This window comes from Paenibacillus sinensis, from assembly GCF_019904155.1.
Taxonomy (GTDB): Bacteria; Bacillota; Bacilli; order Paenibacillales; family Paenibacillaceae; genus Paenibacillus_AQ; species Paenibacillus_AQ sinensis.
This window is the reverse complement of record NZ_JAHCMB010000051.1, coordinates 125,184-146,511: the sequence shown is the minus strand read 5'-3', so window position 1 is coordinate 146,511 and position 21,328 is coordinate 125,184. Positions and strand designations below refer to the sequence as shown.

At 51.8% G+C, this 21,328-nt stretch carries 19 protein-coding genes and 2 pseudogenes; all 21 read left to right on the top strand.

The genetic code is table 11. The annotated features are described in order from the left end of the window. Window positions 1–165: 165 nt before the first annotated feature. Window positions 166–621: pseudogene (locus KIH86_RS30080) on the top strand (3D domain-containing protein); the annotation flags it as partial. 113 nt (window positions 622–734) lie between these two features. Then, on the top strand, window positions 735–869 hold the full coding sequence (locus KIH86_RS29810) for a hypothetical protein (RefSeq protein ID WP_262416516.1): 135 nt from the start codon (window positions 735–737) through the stop codon (window positions 867–869). Between the two features lie 490 nt (window positions 870–1,359). Continuing rightward, a pseudogene (locus tag KIH86_RS29460) lies at window positions 1,360–1,569 on the top strand (GntR family transcriptional regulator); the annotation flags it as partial. A gap of 18 nt (window positions 1,570–1,587) precedes the next feature. After that, window positions 1,588–2,046: a GntR family transcriptional regulator gene (locus tag KIH86_RS07375; protein ID WP_235775305.1), complete on the top strand. Its 459-nt coding sequence runs from the start codon at window positions 1,588–1,590 to the stop codon at window positions 2,044–2,046. 1 nt (window position 2,047) lies between these two features. Further along, entirely contained in the window at window positions 2,048–3,262 is a 1,215-nt protein-coding gene (locus tag KIH86_RS07370; protein ID WP_223085041.1) for a trans-sulfuration enzyme family protein, read from the top strand. 39 nt (window positions 3,263–3,301) lie between these two features. Further along, entirely contained in the window at window positions 3,302–4,447 is a 1,146-nt protein-coding gene (locus KIH86_RS07365) for an amidohydrolase (protein WP_223086045.1), read from the top strand. Continuing rightward, window positions 4,444–5,487, top strand: coding sequence for a methionine ABC transporter ATP-binding protein (locus tag KIH86_RS07360; RefSeq protein WP_223085040.1), 1,044 nt, complete (start codon window positions 4,444–4,446; stop codon window positions 5,485–5,487). The genes KIH86_RS07365 and KIH86_RS07360 overlap by 4 nt, the downstream gene beginning before the upstream one ends. After that, window positions 5,462–6,121, top strand: a complete 660-nt coding sequence (locus KIH86_RS07355) for a methionine ABC transporter permease (RefSeq protein WP_223085039.1) — start codon at window positions 5,462–5,464, stop codon at window positions 6,119–6,121. Before KIH86_RS07360 ends, KIH86_RS07355 begins: the two co-directional genes overlap by 26 nt. 27 nt (window positions 6,122–6,148) lie before the next feature. Continuing rightward, window positions 6,149–7,183, top strand: coding sequence for a uroporphyrinogen decarboxylase family protein (locus KIH86_RS07350; RefSeq protein ID WP_223085025.1), 1,035 nt, complete (start codon window positions 6,149–6,151; stop codon window positions 7,181–7,183). Then, on the top strand, window positions 7,180–8,013 hold the full coding sequence (locus tag KIH86_RS07345) for a MetQ/NlpA family ABC transporter substrate-binding protein (RefSeq protein ID WP_223085024.1): 834 nt from the start codon (window positions 7,180–7,182) through the stop codon (window positions 8,011–8,013). The genes KIH86_RS07350 and KIH86_RS07345 overlap by 4 nt, the downstream gene beginning before the upstream one ends. A gap of 9 nt (window positions 8,014–8,022) precedes the next feature. Further along, window positions 8,023–8,838, top strand: coding sequence for a pyrroline-5-carboxylate reductase (proC, locus tag KIH86_RS07340; RefSeq protein ID WP_407672248.1), 816 nt, complete (start codon window positions 8,023–8,025; stop codon window positions 8,836–8,838). After that, window positions 8,838–9,602, top strand: a complete 765-nt coding sequence (locus KIH86_RS07335) for a VOC family protein (RefSeq protein WP_223085017.1) — start codon at window positions 8,838–8,840, stop codon at window positions 9,600–9,602. Before proC ends, KIH86_RS07335 begins: the two co-directional genes overlap by 1 nt. Before the next feature lie 270 nt (window positions 9,603–9,872). Continuing rightward, window positions 9,873–11,042 (top strand): cell wall-active antibiotics response protein LiaF, encoded by a 1,170-nt coding sequence (gene liaF / locus KIH86_RS07330; protein ID WP_223085015.1) that lies wholly within the window; start codon window positions 9,873–9,875, stop codon window positions 11,040–11,042. A 3-nt stretch (window positions 11,043–11,045) separates the two neighbouring features. Further along, entirely contained in the window at window positions 11,046–12,119 is a 1,074-nt protein-coding gene (locus tag KIH86_RS07325) for a sensor histidine kinase (RefSeq protein WP_223085013.1), read from the top strand. Window positions 12,120–12,136: 17 nt separating this feature from the next. Then, window positions 12,137–12,802, top strand: a complete 666-nt coding sequence (locus KIH86_RS07320) for a response regulator (protein ID WP_223085012.1) — start codon at window positions 12,137–12,139, stop codon at window positions 12,800–12,802. A 271-nt stretch (window positions 12,803–13,073) separates the two neighbouring features. Next, on the top strand, window positions 13,074–14,741 hold the full coding sequence (locus KIH86_RS07315; RefSeq protein ID WP_223085010.1) for a S1C family serine protease: 1,668 nt from the start codon (window positions 13,074–13,076) through the stop codon (window positions 14,739–14,741). A gap of 173 nt (window positions 14,742–14,914) precedes the next feature. Next, on the top strand, window positions 14,915–15,604 hold the full coding sequence (locus KIH86_RS07310) for a response regulator transcription factor (protein ID WP_223085009.1): 690 nt from the start codon (window positions 14,915–14,917) through the stop codon (window positions 15,602–15,604). Next, on the top strand, window positions 15,605–17,071 hold the full coding sequence (locus KIH86_RS07305) for a sensor histidine kinase (protein WP_223085008.1): 1,467 nt from the start codon (window positions 15,605–15,607) through the stop codon (window positions 17,069–17,071). A 73-nt stretch (window positions 17,072–17,144) separates the two neighbouring features. Next, on the top strand, window positions 17,145–18,092 hold the full coding sequence (locus KIH86_RS07300) for a 4-hydroxy-3-methylbut-2-enyl diphosphate reductase (protein WP_223085006.1): 948 nt from the start codon (window positions 17,145–17,147) through the stop codon (window positions 18,090–18,092). A 247-nt stretch (window positions 18,093–18,339) separates the two neighbouring features. Then, complete coding sequence (gene aroF / locus KIH86_RS07295; protein ID WP_038694691.1) at window positions 18,340–19,383, top strand: 3-deoxy-7-phosphoheptulonate synthase; 1,044 nt, start codon at window positions 18,340–18,342, stop codon at window positions 19,381–19,383. A gap of 286 nt (window positions 19,384–19,669) precedes the next feature. Then, window positions 19,670–21,094, top strand: a complete 1,425-nt coding sequence (gene glnA / locus KIH86_RS07290; protein ID WP_223085004.1) for a type I glutamate--ammonia ligase — start codon at window positions 19,670–19,672, stop codon at window positions 21,092–21,094. Window positions 21,095–21,328 lie beyond the last annotated feature (234 nt).

Here is a 21,328-nt window from a genome sequence, read left to right as displayed (position 1 = left end):
ACATGGACAGGCGGTGGGGCAGGCGGCGCATCCCGGCCGACTTCCGCGACGGCCGGCACGGGCAATTCCAAGCCGACTTCGGCGACTTCTTCATCAACAGTTTCAACTTCAACAGCTTCGTCTTCAACGTCATCATCTTCGGCCAAACCGGCAGCCAAGCAAATTTCCATACCTGTAGCCGCGCCGGGGCCGGAGCAGATAATCCGCACGATGAAAGTGACGGCCACGGGATATACCGCCGGCTATGAATCGACCGGCAAACGGCCGAGTCATCCGCAATATGGAATCACCTATTCGGGCGTCAAGGTCCGAAGGGACAAGAATGCCGTATCCACCATTGCCGCCGATCCGAAGGTTCTGCCAATGGGCAGCATCCTGTATGTGCCGGGCTACGGATATGCGGTGGTTGCCGATACCGGTTCAGCGATCAAGGGACATAAGATCGACCTGTATTTCAAGACAACCCGCCAGGTCTACAATGAATGGGGCAAGAAGTCCGTTGAGGTTCAATTGATTAAGCGGGGCAAGGGGAAATGCACGGAAGCTATGCTGAACAGCATCAGCCGGGCCATTCAGGCTTATGACACCGTCCCGCAGGAAATGCTTGAGGAAATCATTTGACGTATAAATCGGAGCCGACCTTGACATAATACGAACTGGGGCACAGCAGACAGCCTCTGATCACTCCCCTGTGCGCATAGCGCCGAGGGTGAGAGCAAGGGAGGTGACTAACCGTGGCTAAAAAACCGAAGGTTCAAGATAACTATAAGACACCGAATGAAAAATTTAATGCCGAGTTTGCCGCTGAGAATGAAGTGGCATCCAAACAAACAGGCATTGCCAAGCCGGCACAAAAACCGCAGGCTTAAGGCATTTCAGAGCATAAACCAGGCCGTTTAGTACGGCTAAAAGCGGGGCTGTCTCAAGAGGTCACACATGACCTCGGGAGCAGTCCTGCTTTTTTATGAAAAAATTAAATTGCACTATTCCGAGTGTTATGGTTTAATATAAGCAGTCAGTACAAGCTGGCAGTCGATGATCAACCAGCTAAGCACATAAGAGGTTAATTGTTTGTTACATAATATAACACGATCCGGTGATCACTTTATTTTTATCGCATTATAATTGAATTTTTTATATTAAAATGTTATTAAAAGTGACATTGGTATATTTACAGAGTCGGTTTCTGTATGTATTATTAGGCTAACTCTACGAGATGAGCTGGGCAGATGTAAGGGTTCGGTTATAGTCGTAAGCTGAGAACATGTCCTGGGGTAGACTGAATTAATAATTGTATACAAATATACAATTATACTTTTGGAGCCGGGACAAGCAGATTTTTGACTAGGAGATGGGTATATGAACAGTTCTGTCATGCGAACACGCAGGTTGTCCAAGGATAATACTTACTTAGCTCTAAAAGAGAAAATTATTAATATCGAGCTAAAGCCCGGCGAAGCTGTACAGGAAGAGAACCTGGCAGAATTGCTTGGAGTAAGCCGTACCCCTCTGCGAGAGGCTATACAAAGGCTGGAGAATGAGGATTTTCTTGTCCGGCAGCCAAACGGAAGACTGAGAGTGGCGTCGGTGACAACGGAAGAGGTTAAAGAGATCTTTCTTATTCGCAGCATGTTGGAGGGTTATATTGCCAAAAATGCCGCCAAAAATGCTACTGAGCAAGATATCGAAAAGTTAACGGCTATGATCGGCAATCTGAAGATGTCCTTTCAGTCGGGCAAGAGCCAGGATTTCGTCTCCTATGGATTTGAATTCCATGATTATTTATCGGAAATAAGCGAACTTAAGACATTTGTGAAAATCTTGAATCAACTAAGAGACCATGCGCTTCGTTATTGCCGGTTCGTATCCTTGCATGGCGATTGGAACCAGCAGGCGGATGAAGAACATAATCTGATCTTGCAAAAGATTGCTGCCAGAGACGAAGACGGAGCCGAAAAAGCGATGCAGGATCATATTTTAAGCAGCCTGTCCGCTGCATTGGAGAGAATTGAAGGCATTCAGGCAACTAGAGAGGACGGGGTTTGATATGGAGACAGAATGGAGTATGGACACGAAGATTATTCATGAGAACCAGTTTCCGGACCCTCAAACAGGCGCCATCTCTCAAAGCATCGTACCTGCGGTGGCCTATGCGTTCGCTGATGCAGAGACAGCTGCTGCGGTAGTATCCGGTGAGGAAGAAGGCGTGTACTACGGCAGATACGGAAACCCTACTTCCCGCACATTGGAGAAGAAGATAGCCGCACTGGAAGGCGGCGAAGATGCTCTGGGCGTTTCCAGCGGAATGGCGGCCATCTCCATTGCCCTACTTGGTTTCTTGAAGCAAGGCGATCATGTTCTGGTGACCAAGGATGTATATGGAGGAACCTACAGCTTCCTGACCTCTCTGGCGCCCAGGTTCGGTATAGAATTTGATTTTGTCGATTGTACGGACCCGGAATCACTGCTTAAGAAGATCAAGCCGAATACGAAGGCCGTTTATTTGGAGACTCCCTCTAACCCAAGGCTAACCATTCTGGATATCCGAGCAATTTCGGAAGCCTGCAAAGCCTATCAGCTCCCCGTTATTGTTGACAACACCTTTATGAGTCCCTGCTTGCAGAAGCCTTTGGAGCTTGGCGCCGACGTTGTTGTACATAGCGCCACTAAATATATTAATGGTCACGGGGATGTCCTGGCAGGATTTGTTGTAGGCCAAAAAGACATCATCCAGTTTATGAGAAAGAAGCTGATGGGCGATCTCGGGCAAAATTTAAGTGCATGGGACGCATTCCTGATCTTAAGGGGAATGAAGACCATGGCCTTGCGGGTGGAGAGACATTGCGACAATGCCCGGAAAATTGCTGAATACCTGGAGTCTCATCCTTTCATCGATACAGTCTTCTATCCTGGCTTGGCGTCGCATCCCCAACATGAGCTGGCTAAGCGGCAAATGAAGGGCATGGGCGGGATTGTTTCATTCGAAGTAAAAGGTGGATTATTGGAAGGGAAAAAATTAATCAATTCGCTGAAGCTGGCGATGATTTCATTCAGCCTGGGAGATCCGGAAACTCTGGTTCAGCATCCGGCTTCGATGACTCATGCAGCAATCCCGAAGGAAGAGAGAATGAAATTCGGAATTACAGATGGATTAATCCGTATTTCGGTAGGACTCGAGGATGCTGATGATATTATCCGGGATTTCGGTCAGGCTTTGTCCGCCCTGTACTCGGATTCCGAAACCGAAACGATAGCCAAATAAAAGGGGGGGAAGCCAGTGTCTACCAGGCAGCCGGATCAAATGGAACAAGCTCTAGGCAGTCAATTGATTGAGGTTCGCAGAAATCTTCATCTAGAGCCTGAACTATCTTATGAAGAGTTTAAAACGACAGAGAAACTGCGGAAATGGCTGACAGATGCCAATATCCGTCTACTGAATATTCCTTTAAAGACAGGGCTTATCGCAGAAATCGGGAGTGGGGAAGGACCGGTCGTAGCCATACGCTGTGATATCGACGCGCTTCCGATTGAAGAGCAGACCGGATTGCCTTTTGCGTCAAAGATTCCAGGGAAAATGCATGCCTGCGGTCATGACTTTCACACAGCAACCATATTGGGTGCGGCATACCTGCTGAAAAATCGTGAGGCCGAGCTGCCCGGAACGGTTAGAGTGCTGTTTCAGCCGGCTGAAGAGACCGGTCATGGGGCTGAAAGCATCCTAGAATCAGGTGGGCTTGATGGTGTTGCTGCCATATTTGGCCTCCATAACTCCCCGGACCTGCCTGCCGGATCATTTGGTACGAGAACCGGCGCTTTAACGGCAGGCGTCGACCGGTTTGAGATTACGGTACAAGGAATCGGCGCTCATGCCGCAACACCGGAGAATGGTGTGGATGCCATCGTAACAGCGGCGCAAATCATCACTTCGCTGCAAACCATTGTAAGCCGCCAGACCAGCGCCGGGGAGCCGGTTGTGCTGAGTGTAACCCGAATCAATGGAGGCTTCACCTGGAATGTACTGCCGGAGAAGGTTGAACTGGAAGGAACCGTTCGAACTCATAATGAAGAGGTCCGCCGTCTTATTCCGGACACAATGACTCGCATTATCGAAGGTATTGCCGCAGCAGCGGGAGCGGAGGCGAAACTGCATTGGTATCCAGGTCCGCCGGCAACGATAAATGATGGGTACTGGGCTGATTTTACTAAAGAGATGGCCGAGCAGGCAGGTTATGAGGTGCATGACATCCCGCCGCAAATGGGAGGTGAAGATTTCTCCTTGTACTTGCAGAAGATCCCGGGCGCTTTTGTAAATATCGGAACCGGCCCTGCCTACGCGCTTCATCATCCCCGTTTTGATGTCGACGAGACTGCACTGCTGCCGGCTGCCAAGTATTTCGCTTTATTGGCGGAGCAAGCGTTAGTGAGGCTGAAGGAGGAATTGCTATGATTGAATTAAAGGATGTTTCGAAGACATACACCCGCAAAGGGATTTCGAACGAAGCCTTGAAGGAAATAAATCTAAAGGTGGAAAAAGGCGATATATTCGGGGTTATCGGCTATAGCGGTGCGGGTAAGAGCACATTGATCCGTCTCGTCAATTACCTGGAGAGACCGACCAAAGGCAAGGTTTTCGTGGATGGTCATGATTTAGGGGAGTACAGCATTAAAGAGCTGCGCGCCGCCAAAAAAAACATCGGGATGATCTTTCAGCATTTCAATCTGCTTGAATCGAAGAAAGTATTTGATAATGTGGCCATTCCCCTTGTTTTGACGAAAAAGAGCAAGGACGAAATCCGCAAGCGTGTTACGGAACTGCTGGATTTTGTAGGATTGGCCGACAAAGCAGGCAGCTATCCTAGTGAGTTGTCAGGCGGTCAGAAGCAGCGTGTCGGGATTGCAAGGGCGCTTGCCTCGAACCCCTCCATTCTCCTGTGCGATGAAGCGACTTCCGCACTGGACCCGCAGACGACGCGTTCCATTTTACAACTGTTGAAGAAGATCAATGCGGAGTACAACATCACGGTTATGATCATCACCCATGAAATGTCGGTCATTCAAGAGATCTGCAACAAGGTGGCGGTCATGGAACAAGGGAGGATTATCGAGCAGGGAAGCGTTCTGAAGGTATTCGGACATCCCAAGCATCACACCACGCAAAATTTTGTGAAGACCGTCATTCAGAACAGCATCACAGACAGCGTGCAAAAAACAATCAAGCGAGAGCCGGGCAGCGGTATTTACAAATTGGAGTTTATCGGACAGTGCGCTTCGGAGCCCATTTTGTATAAATTGATCCGTTCTTACGATGTGCAGGTTAATATTCTGTTTGCCAACATGACCGAGATTGAAGAAACGACGCTCGGGAAAGTGATTATTCAGGTAAAAGGAGAAACACCCGAGATAGACAAGGCCCTGATCTTCCTGAGAAACAGCGGAGTCGGAGTGGAGGAGGTGGAGAAGCATGATGTCAACTACAGTTTCAACTGACCAGTTCATGCAAGCGATCGTGGATACTCTGTATATGGTGGGGATGTCCTTGTTCGTGGGAGCGTTAATTGGAATACCGATCGGGATTCTGCTTGTTGTTACCCGTCCGGGCGGGGTTCTGGAGAACAAAGTCCTGTATGCCGTTATTAATCCCGTAATCAACATCGTCCGCTCCTTGCCTTTTATCATATTGCTGGTCGCCATTATTCCGTTTACCCGGTTTATCGTACAGACTTCAATCGGGACCAACGCAGCGATTGTGCCGCTTATTATCTATATCGCGCCTTACATCGGGCGGCTGGTAGAGAATTCCTTGCTTGAAGTCAATCCGGGAATTCTCGAAGCGGCAGAGTCAATGGGGGCAACGCCGTTTCAGGTCATCCGGTACTTTTTATTACCCGAGGCCGTCGGATCGTTAGTTCTGTCCCTGACGACTGCGACCATCGGTTTGATTGGTGCGACTGCGATGGCTGGAACGGTTGGCGGCGGCGGGGTCGGAGACTTGGCGATCGTATACGGATACCAGCGGTTTGACACGGTTGTTGTCGTTGCCACTGTAATTATCCTGATTATTTTCGTACAAGGCATTCAGTCATTTGGCAACACATTGGCGAGAAAGATTCGCCGCTATTAGAGAGAACTCTGGAGAGGAGAATGACAGATGAGTGAATGGAGCAAACAAGACCGGTTTCATGCCATTTTATCCGGAGAGCGGGCAGATCGTCCGATTGTCAGCGGCTGGCGTCATTTTATCGACAAGGAACAGAATGCAGATGATTTGGCGGAAACCACGATTACATTTACCAGGAAATATGATTGGGATTGGGTGAAAATCAACCCTAGAGCAACCTATCTGGCCGAAGCTTGGGGAAACAAGTATGACTTTCAGGACTACCAGACTGTTTTTCCAAGACAGCAGACGACAGCTGTTCCGGCCGCAGCTGATCTTTGGGATCTTGATGTGAAGAAAGCTTCGGAGTCAGCGCCATTATTGGAGCAGCTGGTTGCGGTGCGGAAGATTCGCCAGGGACTGCCGGATACCCCATTAATTCAAACCGTGTTTTCACCTTTAACCGTTCTGCTGTTTATAGTAGGCCGATCCGCATATGTAACCAAGACGGTATTCGGCATCGACAATCCGGTCACGCTGGAATCTGTGTTCACGGAGCACCGTGCGGCGGCGCATCATGCACTGCATGCCATCTCATTAACCTTGGCCGATTACGTGCAAGAGCTGCGGCAAGCGGGATCGGATGGACTGTTCTATGCGGTGACCGGGACAGCCCATCCGGGCTTGTTCGATGATGCGATGTTCAATGAATTTTCCAGACCTTATGATTCCATTGTACTTGAAGCTGCGAGCTACGGGAAAAATGTTCTGCACACTTGCGGAGCCTATTCCCAGCCTGAAAAATTTAACGATTACCGGATAGACGGGATCAGCTGGGACACGAAAGCCGAAGGAAACCCGGATCTGGATGCGGCGCTGACCGCAACCAAGGTAGGCGGCGTTGACCATGCTCTATTTGCGGGAAATGACATTTCTCAAATTCAGCAGCAGGCCGAGGAAGCCTTGAAACTGATGAAGGACCAGCCTTTTATTCTTGCTCCCAATTGCGCGATTCCGCTTAACGTAACCGATGAGGCGCTCTTGCAGCTGAAAAAATCCGTATCAGAAAAGGGGACAAAAGTATGAAAAAGTTGTTGCTTGTTATGTTAGTCGGGGTTGTAGCGCTGTTGTCGGCTTGCGGCAAAGACTCAAATTCAGGGGCTGCTACGGAAGAGAAGAAAGAGATTACGGTTGGATTTGGCGTTGGCACCTATGAAGAGCAATTCCGCCAATCGATTCTGCCAATCCTGGAGAAAAAAGGCTACAAGGTCGATATTAAAACCTTCTCCCAGAACATGCAGGTTAACCCGGCCATGAAGGAAGGCTCTATCGATGCGAGCGTATTCCAGAGCACGGCTTACATGGAAGCGATCAATAAAGAAATCGGCGCAGACATGGTTGGTATCGCCTATGTGCCGGGTGCGCCGCAAGGTCTGTACTCCGTGAAGCACACCACACTCGATGATGTAAAAGACGGCACTACCGTTGCTGTCCCTAACGATCCGGTTAACCAGGAACGTGCGCTGCGGATTCTGGAAGAACTTGGATGGGTGAAGATTAAAGACGGCGCAGGTGTAGAGGATTTCAACATTAACAGCATGGAGCCGGACAAGTATAAGATTGATATTAAAATTCTGGACCCTGCCCAAATCCTCGTATCGCTTGAAGATGTGGATTATGGAGTCGTCAACGGTAATTACATTGCAAACGCCGGCAAAAAGATTACAGACGCGCTGAAAATTGAAAATACCCCTATGCAGCACAGAATCATTGTATCCATCAATAAGAAGGACGAGAACACGCAATGGGCCAAAGATTTGAAAGCAGCTTACGAGTCGCCGGAGTTTGAAGAATACATCAAGGGAATCGAAAAATACGACGGATTCATTCTGCCTGAGGCATGGAATAACAATTAAGGTAAGGAAGTGGCTGAGTTGATCGAGGAACGGATTCACTTTATTGGCGGCGGACAAATGGCCGAGGCCATTATCCGCGCTATTATTTCCAATCAGACGATATCGGCGGATCGAATTAGCGTAACGGATATCAACGAAGCGCGTCTTCAGTTTCTGGACAAGACTTACGGAGTGAACACAGACATCTCCCAGGAGAAATTTCTGGCTGAAGCAGACTTGATTGTCATTGCTGTCCGGCCGCAGGATAACCTGGCTGCGCTGGGACAAGCTGTGCAGAAATCCGCTGCACCTGCTGCCGCAATCGTCTCGATCGTTGCGGGTGTAACGATCGAGAAGCTGGCCGGCTATTTCGGAGCCGAACGCCCGATTGCCCGGGTCATTCCCAATACGCTGACCGACACGGGTTACGGCTACAGCGGGGTAGCGCTGAATGCGAACGCCAATCAGGAGCAGGTAGACAGCTTCCTGGGCGGATTCGGCAAAGTTCAATATCTGGACGAGTCCTTGATTGACATCTTCACCGGATATGGTGTGGCTGGACCGAATTATATTTATTACTTCATTGAGTCACTTGCAGATGCCGGTGTGCTCGCCGGATTGCCGCGGGAGCTGGCGTGGAACGTAGCGTTGGAGAATTGCGTTGGAGCTGTTGCCATGCTGAAGCTGACCGGACTACATCCAAGACAACTGCTTGATATTAACAACTCACCCGGCGGTGTAGGCATTAACGGCCTGTATGAACTGAACAACAGCGATTTCGCGGCCGGTCTGCAGAGAAGTGTCCGGGCAGCCGTTAAGCGAACGACGGAGTTAGGGGCGAAATAATGGCAAGTAAAAAATGGGATCATCTTGTTCATTATGTCAATGATCTGGACCAGCCTGTTGAACTCTTCAGAGAGCATGGTTTGGTTGCTTTCCGGGGAGGCTCACATACGGATTGGGGAACCTATAATTCCCTAAGCTATTTTGGCTTAACCTATATCGAGTTTCTAGGTATTGAGAATCTTGAACTGGCGAAGTCGACGGAGCATAACCGTGTGGTCAAGGATGCGGTTGACACATTGCCCGGGCATGAGGTTCTGAGCAGAGTCGTTATCCGGACGGATGACATTGAGGAAATGCGCGCTTCTTTGGATGCGGCAGGACTAAGCCTCTCTCCTATAATGGATGGCAAGCGTCTGGACAACAAAGGCAGACTAATCGAATGGCGTATGATGACGATTGACGGCGATTTTGGAGGACTGGTTTATCCCTTCATTATTCAATGGAAAGGGTCGGATGATGAAAGATTGGAACAGTTAACGGCCTCCGGCGTTATTCAGCCCCATCCGGCCGGTAACGCCGTTATGAAAAGAGCAGTATTCCGTGTGTCCGATCCGGCAGCTGCCGCCGAGCATTGGGAAAGACTGTTTGGTCTGACCGCCTTGGAGCCTGAAGGCCAGTCCGTCAGCCTTCAGATTGGCGATAAGTTTTTTGACTTCGTGCAAGGGGACGAGAATCAGTTCAAACAGGTGATTTTTGAAAGTGAAGCTGCCCGGCTGAAAGGCAAAACCATTCGGATTGGCGAAGGAGAATATATCTTCACTTAATGGCACTGGCTCGATATCAGGAAATGGCGATGCAGGGATAGCTCCTTCGCATTCGCCATTTCTTTTTTTGTCACAAATTGCTCTATCGAATGGTCTCTCACCGGCAATGCTGGCTCTCCTATTCTAAGACCTTCATTCTAGGAACTTCCATCCCCTCGGTCCCGGGACCGAGCCAGCTTTCCATCCCCCGGCGCTGTTCTAAGCAGGACGCTTGTTGTAAACTGGATTCATAAGACGGAAGAACACACTAAATCAAAGGAGAAGTTGCACATGAGAAGACGAGTAGCCAGCCAGGTGTTCGGCGGTCTGATCCTTATAGGCATCGGCGTTCTGTTCCTGCTTCGGCAGTTGGGATATGTTTCATACGATATCGGCGATCTGTTCTCCAATTTTTGGCCGGTTATCCTGATCATTCTCGGCATCCAGGGACTGCTCAAGGGTCTGGAGCGCGGGAGAGGCGGCTCCTTCATCGGCCCGCTGTTCCTGCTGCTGATCGGGTTGTACTTCCTTGGCGATAATCTCGAGATTGTTGATTTGTCAGCCGGGGATTTCTTTACATTACTGATCCCGCTTGCGCTGATCCTGGGCGGACTCAAGGTTATCTTCAAGCCGCATCGTCCGGGGCCGCCCGCTCCCCCGCCACCCGCGCCCAAGAGCTACTATCCGGAAGAAGGTCAGGACGTTGAGCCGCCGAAGCCGCTGGAGTCGACGCTGGACGAGGAGTTTGAGCGTAAGTTCGGAAGTGCGCGTACAGAAGGCAAGTACAGCAGCTCCGGGGTTGCCTACGATAACAATGGCCGGCGCCATGTCACCGACTGGGACCAATACTTGAGCAAAGATGAGGAAGATGAAGATCCGCAAGGCCCGAGGGACCCGTGGCAGGAGAAGAAGGAATGGGTTGAGCGCCGCAGACTGGATCGTGAGGAACGGCATGAACGCAGGCATCAGGAGCGTGAGGAACGCCATGAACGCAGACATCAGGAACGCTGGGAGCGCCATGAGCGCAGATCTGCTGAGCGAAACGGCCACGGTCACGACTGGCATCAAGGCGACAGCAAGGAGAGAACGAACCGTTCCACTTTTATCGGCGATATCCACATGGGGCGCGAGCATTTTCAACTGAAGCATACGAATATCTCCCTGTTTATCGGCGATACCGTGCTCGATCTGACCAACGCCCAGATTCCATACGGCGAGACGAAGATCAATTTATCCGCGTTCATCGGAGATCTCAAAGTCTACATTCCCGACGACATGGATCTTGGCATTTCCGTCAACAGCAGCTCCTTTATCGGGGACATGGATGTGCTGAACGAATCGCGCACCGGTTTTATGAGCAACCTCCAGTACAAGACCCCTTATTATAAGGAAGCCGGCAAAAAAATCCGCATTAACGTGAGCGCTTTTATCGGCGACATCAAAGTTAAGACGGTGGGGTGACGGATGGAAACGATATTCAAAAATACGAAATGGGTGCTGCTGTTATACTTCCTGCTGTGCGGGAGTGTAACAGCTGTCCTAATGTATGCAGGAAGTTGTCTTGGTTATATCCGGGTTGTCGATTACCGCATGTGGGTATATCTCTGCCTGGGCATTGTGCTGTTCACAGCCGTGATCGGCTATATGGCCGTGCAGCGAATCCAGCGGAGAATCGACCACCTGGATATTAACATGCTTCAGGTTGCCAAAGGGAATCTTGCCGTCCGGATGCCGGACAGCGATGACCCTTCATTTGCGCGGGTGTACCATGAATTCAATACAATGATGGATGCTGTCGAGAATAAAATGAAGCTCTTACAGCGTCTTGGCGAGCAGGAGGTCATCGAGAAAGAAAAGGCGTCTGAAAGCGCCGTCCTCGAGGAACGCCGCCGAATGGCCAGGGATTTGCATGACACTGTCAGCCAGCAGCTGTTCGCCATTCATATGTCTGCATCATCGCTGCCGAAGGTGCTGGAGCGAAATGAGACCCAAGGCCGGACCGTCATGGACCAGCTGATCACGATGTCGCAGATGGCGCAGAAGCAGATGCGTGCGCTGATCGCACAGCTGCGCCCGGTCGAGCTTGAGGGCCGTGATCTGTTCGAGGCGCTGGAGAAGTGGTTCCCGGATTACTGCCGGCAGAACGGTCTGAAGGGCATGAAGGAGCTGGAGCTGCAGGGCGAGCTTTCAGAGGCGATTGAGCATCAGCTGTTCCTCATCATTCAGGAAGCGATGGCCAACATTGTGAAGCATTCGGGCGCGAGACTCGTCAGCCTGTCGCTTCGCGAAGGGCCGCGCCAGGTCGTGCTTAGCATCAGCGATGATGGCCAGGGCTTTGAGATCATGCAGAGCAAGCAGGGATCGTACGGTCTGTCGACGATGCGGGAACGGGCGGAGAAGCTCGGCGGGCAAGTCGAGATTATTAGCCGCAAGGGTGCGGGGACCACGATCCGCGTACATATCCCCAAGTTCGTCCAGGGAGAACCCGGCCGGATGATTTCGGCTGCGGACTCGTCGGCGGACAGGGAAGAAGCATAAGGGGAGGAGCAGATAATATGAGTGATACGCGTGCAATCAAAATACTGCTGGTCGACGATCATGATATGGTGCGGATGGGGCTCAAAACCTATTTGATGCTGGAGCCGATGTTCGAAGTGGTCGCAGAGGCGTCGAACGGGCGGGAAGCGCTGGAGGTGCTTCGCCGCGGGGGCGAGGAGGGGCTGCCCGACCTGGTTCTGATGGATTTGATGATGCCGGTCATGAACGGCGTGGAGACGACCCGGGCAGTGCTGTCCGAGTTCCCGGGTCTGAAGATCGTCATTCTGACCAGCTTCCTTGAGGATGATCTCGTCGTTGACGCCATTGAAGCGGGCGCTGTCAGCTATGTGCTCAAGACGGTCTCGGCCGAGGAATTGATCTACGCGCTTCAGGGGGCTTACCGCGGCATGCCGGTGATGACCGGCGACGTGTCCCAGGCGCTGACCCGCGGCATCCGCCAGCGGACGGTTCAGGATGATACCTCGGGTCTGACCGAGCGCGAGCGGGAAGTGCTGCTGCTCATCGCCGAAGGCAAGAGCAACAAGGATATCGGGGAGGAGCTCCATATCAGCATCAAGACGGTCAAGACGCATGTCAGCAACCTGCTGATGAAGTGCGAGCTGGAGGACCGGACCCAACTGGCCATTTACGCGCACCGCAAGGGCTGGGTCACCCAGGGATAACCGTGATGTGCGGGACGAGCGATATAGGATCGTGTCCGGTCTTCTTTTGCTTCTCTATGGCGATCCATATGGCAATCTATTTCTCCAAAAAGAGAGTTGTCCGACAAAACCCGGCGTATGCCGGGTTTTGTGCGTTCCGGCGGTTCTATGAAAATGTTTTATCTAGGCTTAAATTGTTTTTAATGTCGGTTTAAGGTTTAAAGTACAAAATACAATCATGAAAGCAACGACAAACCTGTCCGGAACGGACAAAGCGCGGGAGGGTAAAACAATGAGCGAGAACAACAACAAATTTGGTGGAGAAGACAACGATCGCATGGAAGGGCAAACGCCGGATCGGGAATGGAACGGCAGCGGTCAGTCTTCCGAATCCGAATCGAACTCTTCCTACTATTATTCATACGGACCTTTTAAATCCATTAACCATAACGAACAAGATTCCGGCAGTGCAGAACATTATGTCCGCCGGGAACCCGAGCGGGTTGAGGTAACCCCTCCCCAACCGGTGAAGCCGGTTCCTTACCCGTCGATCCGGCCAACGGGCTACGGCGGAGGCGGTACCGGCGGACCTGGCGGCAATGACGGCGGCTGGCAGTATAATCAGAACCGCAAGCCCAAGAAGCCGGTAAGGACGGCTGTCATATCCTTCCTTGCAGGCATGCTGGTGCTGTCCGGTTCCATGTTCGCCGCCGACAAAGGCAACTGGTTCACAGGGAATCAAGAGTCGACGGCTACGGCGGCACTAAGCTCCCAGGGCCAGGCGGCGAATGAGAGCGCCAACGTCAAACCGTCTACGACAACAACCAAGCTCGTTACAGGCGCGAATGGCGTATCCGGCGTCGTAGACGAGGCCGGTCCTGCGGTAGTGAAGATTGAAACTCTGGTCAAGACGAACTCCAGAAGCAGCCAGAGCAACCCGAATATGAGTGATCCGTTCTACCAATTCTTCTTCGGAGATCAATACGGCGGTAATTCCTCGGGCTCACAGCGGAACAATGGAAGCAACGGCTCAAGTTCTTCAGGGTCCTCGGGCTCCGATTCACAGCTGACGCCTTATGGCATCGGAACCGGCTTTATCTATGATAAAGCCGGATATATACTGACGAACGAGCATGTTATTGAGAATGCGGATGTTATCCAGGTAACGGTTGACGGCAACTCGAAGCCTTACGAAGCGAAGCTGCTCGGCTCCAGCAAGGATCTGGACCTTGCCGTTCTGAAGATCGAAGGCGACAACAACTTCTCGACTGTACCGCTCGGTGATTCCGACTCTATCAAGGTAGGGGCCGAAGTTGTAGCGATCGGCAATCCGCAGGGCTTTGACCATACGGTGACCGCCGGCGTGCTGAGCGCCAAGGGCCGCAGCATCGATATCAACGAAGAAGACGGCAGCGGCACCCGCAACTACACGGATCTGCTGCAGACCGACGCTTCGATCAACCCCGGCAACTCCGGCGGACCGCTTCTTGACGAGAGCGGCCAGGTAATCGGCATGAACGTCGCCGTCAGCACCGATTCACAGGGCATTGGCTTCGCGATTCCGGTGAACAAGATCAAGGAAGTCGTCGACAAGCTGGAAGCCAACCAGGCGATTCCAAAAGAGCCGGTTCCGTTCATCGGCGCATCGCTCATGACGATAACCGATGAAGTGGCGAAGCAGATGGGAACGGATATCAAGGAAGGTTCCGTAGTAGCCGAGATCATCTACAAATCGCCAGCTTATGTTGCAGACCTGCGTCCGTACGATATCATCACCGGCATCAACGGCACGAAGTATGCAACCAGCCAGGAATTGATCGACTTCATCAAGACCAAGAAGGTCGGAGACAAGATTACGCTGAATGTCGTCCGCGACGGCAAGACGCTGGATCTGCCCGTGACGATCGGCAACAAGAACGACTTCGACACCACGCAGACCCAGAGCCAGTCGCAGCAGTAAGAGGCTGATTTGAACAACGCGGAAGGGGCAACCCTTCCGTTTTTGTCTAAAGAAAGGCTCAGGCGTCAATGCTTGGGACTGTACACTGCGGCTTCTTCCCTTATATACACACTGCTGCATTCACTGCTAAAATAGAACCAAATGACTTCGATAAAGGGGCGGGCTTATCTTTTATGCGACCGACTATTTTAATTATTGATGACGATGAGAAAATTATTTCCATGCTCCGGCGGGGGCTTGCCTTCGAGGGCTATGATATCAAGACGGCCTCCAACGGGGCAGATGGTCTTCGGGCGGTGCTGACCAGCAACCCGGACGTCGTAATTCTCGATGTCATGATGCCGCAGGTAGATGGCTTCGAGGTGTGCCGCAGACTGAGAGAGGGCGGAAGCAGCGTTCCGGTTCTGATGCTGACAGCCAAGGATGAGGTGGAGCATCGGGTCAAGGGTCTTGACCTCGGAGCCGATGATTATCTGGTGAAGCCATTTGCGCTGGAAGAGCTGTTGGCCCGTGTAAGAGCATTGCTTCGCCGCAAGAGCGAGCAGGGCGGCGGGGGAGAGCAGGCGATTATGTATGAAGATATTACGCTGGACGTCGATTCGCGCGAAGTGACGCGCGGCGGCAAGCGGCTGGAGCTGACTGCAAAGGAATTCGAGCTGCTTCATCTGTTCATGCAGAATCCGAAGCGGGTGCTTTCCCGCGATCTGATTATGGATAAAATCTGGGGCTATGATTACAGCGGCGAATCGAATGTGCTGGAAGTTTATATTGCCATGCTCCGGCAGAAGACAGAGGAGCACGGAGGCAAACGACTTATTCAAACAATCCGCGGAGCGGGCTACATTCTAAGAGGTGACAACTAAATGTCCATCAGGCTGCGGCTGACCGCATGGTATTCAGGGATTTTGGCCGTCATGTTGCTGGCCTTCTCAGCCGCGATTTACGGTTTTTTCTACTTCAACACGTACGGTGACCTCAAGGCCCGTCTGCGCGCGCAGTCAAATACCCCTGAACTTCTGCAGCAGACTATCAACTACGATGGCTCCCTGGACCTTACGTTCAACAAGAGACTGGACATGCAGTATGTGTATGGGCAAATGTATTTTTACGATTCGAAGAAGCTGACCCGCAGCGGGAATCTGCAGGATGCGGATGTGCAGTTTGATGTGCCCAGCCGTGAGCAGATTAAAGGGACTAAAGGCGGAGCGAAGTTTGTCCATGCCACTTACGGGGGCTACAGCTTTCTTATTTATCAGGTAGGGGTTAATGCAGAGAATTACAACAACAATCCGGCGGCGGTTCTGCAGCTTGCTTTCTATACCGGGGATCAGGACAAGCTGCTGGAACGTCTGAAGACGATTCTGATTGCGGGCTCTTTCGCAACGTTGATTGCGGCCTTCACTTTCGGCCTGTTCATGGCGCGCAAGTCCATGACGCCGATCGGCAAAGTGATCGAGGCGGCCGAAGGCATTCAGACCGGCAACGATCTCAGCGTGCGCATTGAGTATGACGGACCGCCGGATGAAATCGGCCGGCTGATTCACACCTTTAACAATATGATCGGGCGAATGGAGGGCATTTACAAGGAGCTTGAGGATTCCTATGCGGCCCAGCGCCGGTTCGTGTCGGACGCCTCACATGAGCTTCGGACACCGCTGACGACCATTCGCGGCAACATCGATCTGCTGCAGAAGGTATGGGAATTGGAGCCAGGAGAGAACCCGGCGATGGACGAAGCGGCAATTCGGCAAATGTCGGTCGAATCCGTGAGCGATATTGCGGATGAAGCGAAGCGAATGAGCCGACTGGTGGCCGATATGCTGTCCCTGGCCAGAGCCGATACGGGCCGGACCTTCGAGAAGGAGCCGGTGGCGCTGGAGCCTCTGATGACCGAGGTTGCCCGCAGGGCTGCCTTCCTGCCGCATGATGCGGAGTGGATAACGGGCGACCTATCGATGCTGAACGGCAAATATGTATCCGGTAACAAGGATTATTTACAGCAGATGCTGTTCATCTTTATCGATAATGCATTCAAATACACCCCTTCGGGAGAAGTGACGTTTGATGCGGTGATCTACCAGTCCCAGGTCGGCATTCGTATCTCGGATACCGGAATCGGCATGGACAAGAGCGAGGTGCCGTATATCTTCGACCGTTTCTACCGGGCGGATGAATCCCGCGGCAATACGGAAGGCACGGGCCTTGGTCTGTCCATTGCCAAGTGGATAATTGATGAGCATGGCGGCTCGGTCGAGGTAGTCACCCGGCAGGGCGAAGGCACGACATTCATCATCTGGCTGCCTTTTCTCTTAGCCGCACCGCTGGAATAAGGGCTGCCAGATAAGGTATAATGGAGCGGATTACGCCTTTCACATTTACAGACGGCAGAAAGCAGGTGGGCTAGTGGAAGTCATTAAAATCTCTCCCCGGGGATATTGTTACGGCGTTGTCGACGCCATGGTGATGGCGCGGCAGGCAGCCAAGAATCTCGATCTCCCCCGGCCTATTTATATACTCGGCATGATTGTTCATAACAGCCACGTCACCAACTCCTTTGAGGACGAGGGCATCATTACGCTTGACGGCAGCAACCGCCTCGACATTCTGGATCAGGTTGACAAAGGCACGGTGATCTTCACGGCGCACGGCGTGTCGCCGGAGGTGCGCAAGAAGGCGAGAGACAAGGGGCTGACGACAGTTGACGCCACTTGTCCCGACGTTACGAAGACCCATGACCTGATTAAGGAAAAGGTCGCGGAGGATTATGAGATTATCTATATCGGCAAAAAAGGCCACCCCGAGCCGGAGGGCGCGGTCGGCATCGCGCCGGAGCGTGTGCATCTGATCGAGAAGGAGGAGGAGATCTCTTCTCTGTCCCTGCCGGCAGACTCCCGGATCGTGATCACCAATCAGACGACGATGAGCCAGTGGGATATCAAGCATATTATGAAAAAATTGCTGGAGACCTTTCCCGGCGCCGAGGTCCATAACGAGATCTGCATGGCGACTCAGGTCCGTCAGGAGGCGGTGGCGGGGCAGGCCGGACAGGCCGATCTCGTCATCGTGGTCGGCGATCCCCGCAGCAACAACTCCAACCGGCTTGCCCAGGTGTCGGAGGAAATCGCGGGCGTTCCCGCCCACCGAATTGCCGATGTCTCGGAGCTTAAGACGGATTGGCTGAAGGGTATCAGCAAGGTGGCCGTGACATCCGGCGCCTCTACGCCAACGCCGATCACGAAAGAGGTCATCGCGTATCTGGAGCAGTATGACCCTGCGAATCCGGATACCTGGGAGATCAAACGCACGGTCAATATGGCGAAGCTGCTGCCTCCGGTCAAAACGAAGGTGTAAGCAGACAAGCTGGAGCGTCTATGGTTTAGAACTTACGCCCGCCCCGATCGCGGGGCGGGCTTTTTAGCGTATTTAAGTCTTTTAATATCCCTTCCAAATTTTTTTAGAGAAAGGGTTGACGAAAAGGGCAAATTGACATAGAATTGCTTTAGTGATTAAAAGCATAAAAGCTTAAAAGCGTCGTAGCAAAATAGCGATAAAGTTTGACCAATATAATGAGTGAGGTTCGGAAAGGAAGGAATATCAGATGATCGTTATTACATCCAATCAAACACCGGAGGAACAAATCAAGGAAATCGTCGCCGTTATCGAGAAAGAGGGGCTTCAGGCCCATCTGTCGAAAGGCGCGGATCATACGGTAATCGGTCTGATCGGAAGCGTTAATCCGAAGCTGGCCGAGCATCTGCGCCAGATGAAGGGCGTGGCGAATGTAGTGAAGATCTCGAAATCTTACAAGCTGGCAAGCCGCGATTTCCATCCAGAGGATACAATCATCGACATCAAGGGCGTGAAGATCGGCGGAGAGAATCTCGTTATTATGGGCGGCCCATGCGCCGTTGAGACACCGGAGCAGATCAACGAGATCGCAAGACTGGTCAAAGCTTCGGGAGCACAGGTACTTCGCGGCGGAGCCTTCAAGCCGCGTACGGGACCTTACAGCTTCCAGGGCGTAGGCGTGGAAGGGCTGAAGATGATGAAGGAAGCCGGCGAGCGTCACGGCCTGCTGACCATCACGGAAGTCATGACTCCGGAATATGTCGAAGTTTGCGCTGAATACGCCGACATCCTTCAGGTCGGAACGCGTAATATGCAGAACTTTGACCTGCTGCGCGCGCTCGGCACCTGCGGCCGTCCGGTGCTGCTGAAGCGCGGCTTCAGCGCTACTTACGATGAATTTCTCAACGCGGCTGAGTACATTCTGGCCGGCGGCAACCGTGATGTAATGCTCTGCGAGCGCGGTATCCGTACGTTCGAGACCTACACGCGCAACACGCTGGATCTGTCCGCTGTTCCGGTTCTGCAGAACCTCAGCCATCTGCCGGTCATCTCCGACCCGAGCCATGGCACAGGCCGCCGCGAGCTGGTTGAGCCGATGTCCAAGGCATCGGTGGCAGCCGGAGCAAACGGCTTGATCATTGAGATGCACACCGATCCGGACAACTCCATGACAGGCGACGGCGTACAGTCGCTGTTCCCGGATCAGTTCGATAATCTGCTGCGCGATCTGGAGAAGCTGGCTCCGCTGGTCGGCAAGAAATTCTCCAACCAGGTAGCTGTTCCGGTCGTATAATTACTGGTAATCCAAGAAGGTTGAAATAAGCGTTCAAACAGCTCTTCCCCGAACAAAAAAAAGGGCGGCGGGAGGGCTGTTTGGCGCGCTTTGTCAGGTCTTCATAAGACATGATGAATAATTCACCAAAGCGTAAGAATATCTTACATTACCTTAAAAAATACCTTACATAAGGATTGACGATGTTAGGTTTGAGTTTTATAATGACGACAGTTAAAAATCAAAACCGAGAACATTTGCATAGTGGGTACGGCTTAATGTTCGGAACTTGGGGAGGAAAAATTTCATGTCGGTTGAAAAAGTGTTGCAAACGATCAAAGAAAACAACATCGAATGGGTAGATTTCCGTTTTGTTGATTTGGCTGGACGGGCCCATCATATCTCTTTGCCAGCTGATGCTGTAGACGAAGATACTTTCGTTAATGGTGTGGCATTTGACGGCTCTTCGATTACGGGTTTCCGCGGTATTGAAGAATCTGACATGGTTATGATGCCGGATACTAGCACTACATACGTCGATCCTTTCACTGCGCATCCTACGCTCAACATTATGTGCGACATTTTCACCCCTGACGGCGAGCGTTATGAGCGCGACCCTCGCGGTATCGCGGTTAAAGCCGAAGAATACCTGCAGAAGAGCGGTGTAGGCACGGCTGCTTTCTTCGCACCTGAATCCGAGTTCTTCATTTTCGACGATGTTCGCTTCGAAAGCGGAATGAACAGTTCCTCCTACTTCGTGGACTCCGAAGAAGCAGTATGGAACTCCAACCGCAAGGACGAAGGCGGCAACCTGAGCTTCAAAGTCCGCGTTAAAGGCGGATATGTTCCGGTTGCTCCAGTTGATACTCAACAGGACATCCGCAGTGAAATGTGTCGTCTGCTTGCCGAAGCTGGTCTGGTGATCGAGCGTCATCACCATGAAGTGGCAACAGCCGGACAAGCCGAAATCAACTTCCGTTTCGATACGCTGAAGAAGACGGCTGACAACCTGCTGACTTACAAATACATCGTGCAGAACACCGCCCGCCAATATGGCAAGGTTGCAACCTTCATGCCGAAGCCGCTCTTCGGCGACAACGGCAGCGGCATGCACGTCCACCAATCGATCTTCAACGGCGATTCTCCGCTGTTCTATGAAAAAGGCGCTTATGCCAACCTGAGTGAAACTGCTCTGCACTACATCGGCGGTATTCTGTACCATGCTCCGGCTCTGATCGCTCTGACCAACCCGAGCACGAACTCCTTCAAACGCCTGGTTCCAGGCTATGAAGCACCGGTTAACCTGGTATTCTCCAAGGGCAACCGTTCCGCAGCCGTTCGTATTCCGGTTGCTGCCGTTACGCCTAAGGGCTGCCGCATCGAGTTCCGTACTCCGGACTCCACAGCTAACCCATACCTGGCCTTCTCCGCTATGCTGCTGGCTGGTCTGGACGGCATCAAGAAGAAGATCGATCCGCAAGAACTTGGCTATGGTCCGCTCGACAAGAACATCTACGAGCTGCCGGACTCCGAGAAGGAGAAAATCCGCAGCGTTCCGGGCAGCCTGAACGAAGCGCTTGACGCTCTGGAAGCTGACTATGAGTTCTTGACTGAAGGCGGCGTATTCACTAAAGATTTCATCGACAACTACATCGACCTGAAGCGTGGAGAAGCTCAAGCGGTTGCCATTCGTGTTCATCCGCATGAATACTCCCTGTATTTCGACGTATAAGTTTAGCTTGCATCAACGAGAAGCCATGTTCACCAATCGGTGGCATGGCTTCTTTTTTTATTTTATTTAACATTTCGCTATGTTTTAAAGTCTGAACTTATGGTAAAATCGAAGAGGATTTTGTTCGTGTGCCGCATTAAAGCGGCAAAAGCGAGTGTCTGATCGGAACGGTATAACTCACACGTTCATGTGAATAATTATACTTGCTGCCATGTCAGATTATTGCTATCATTA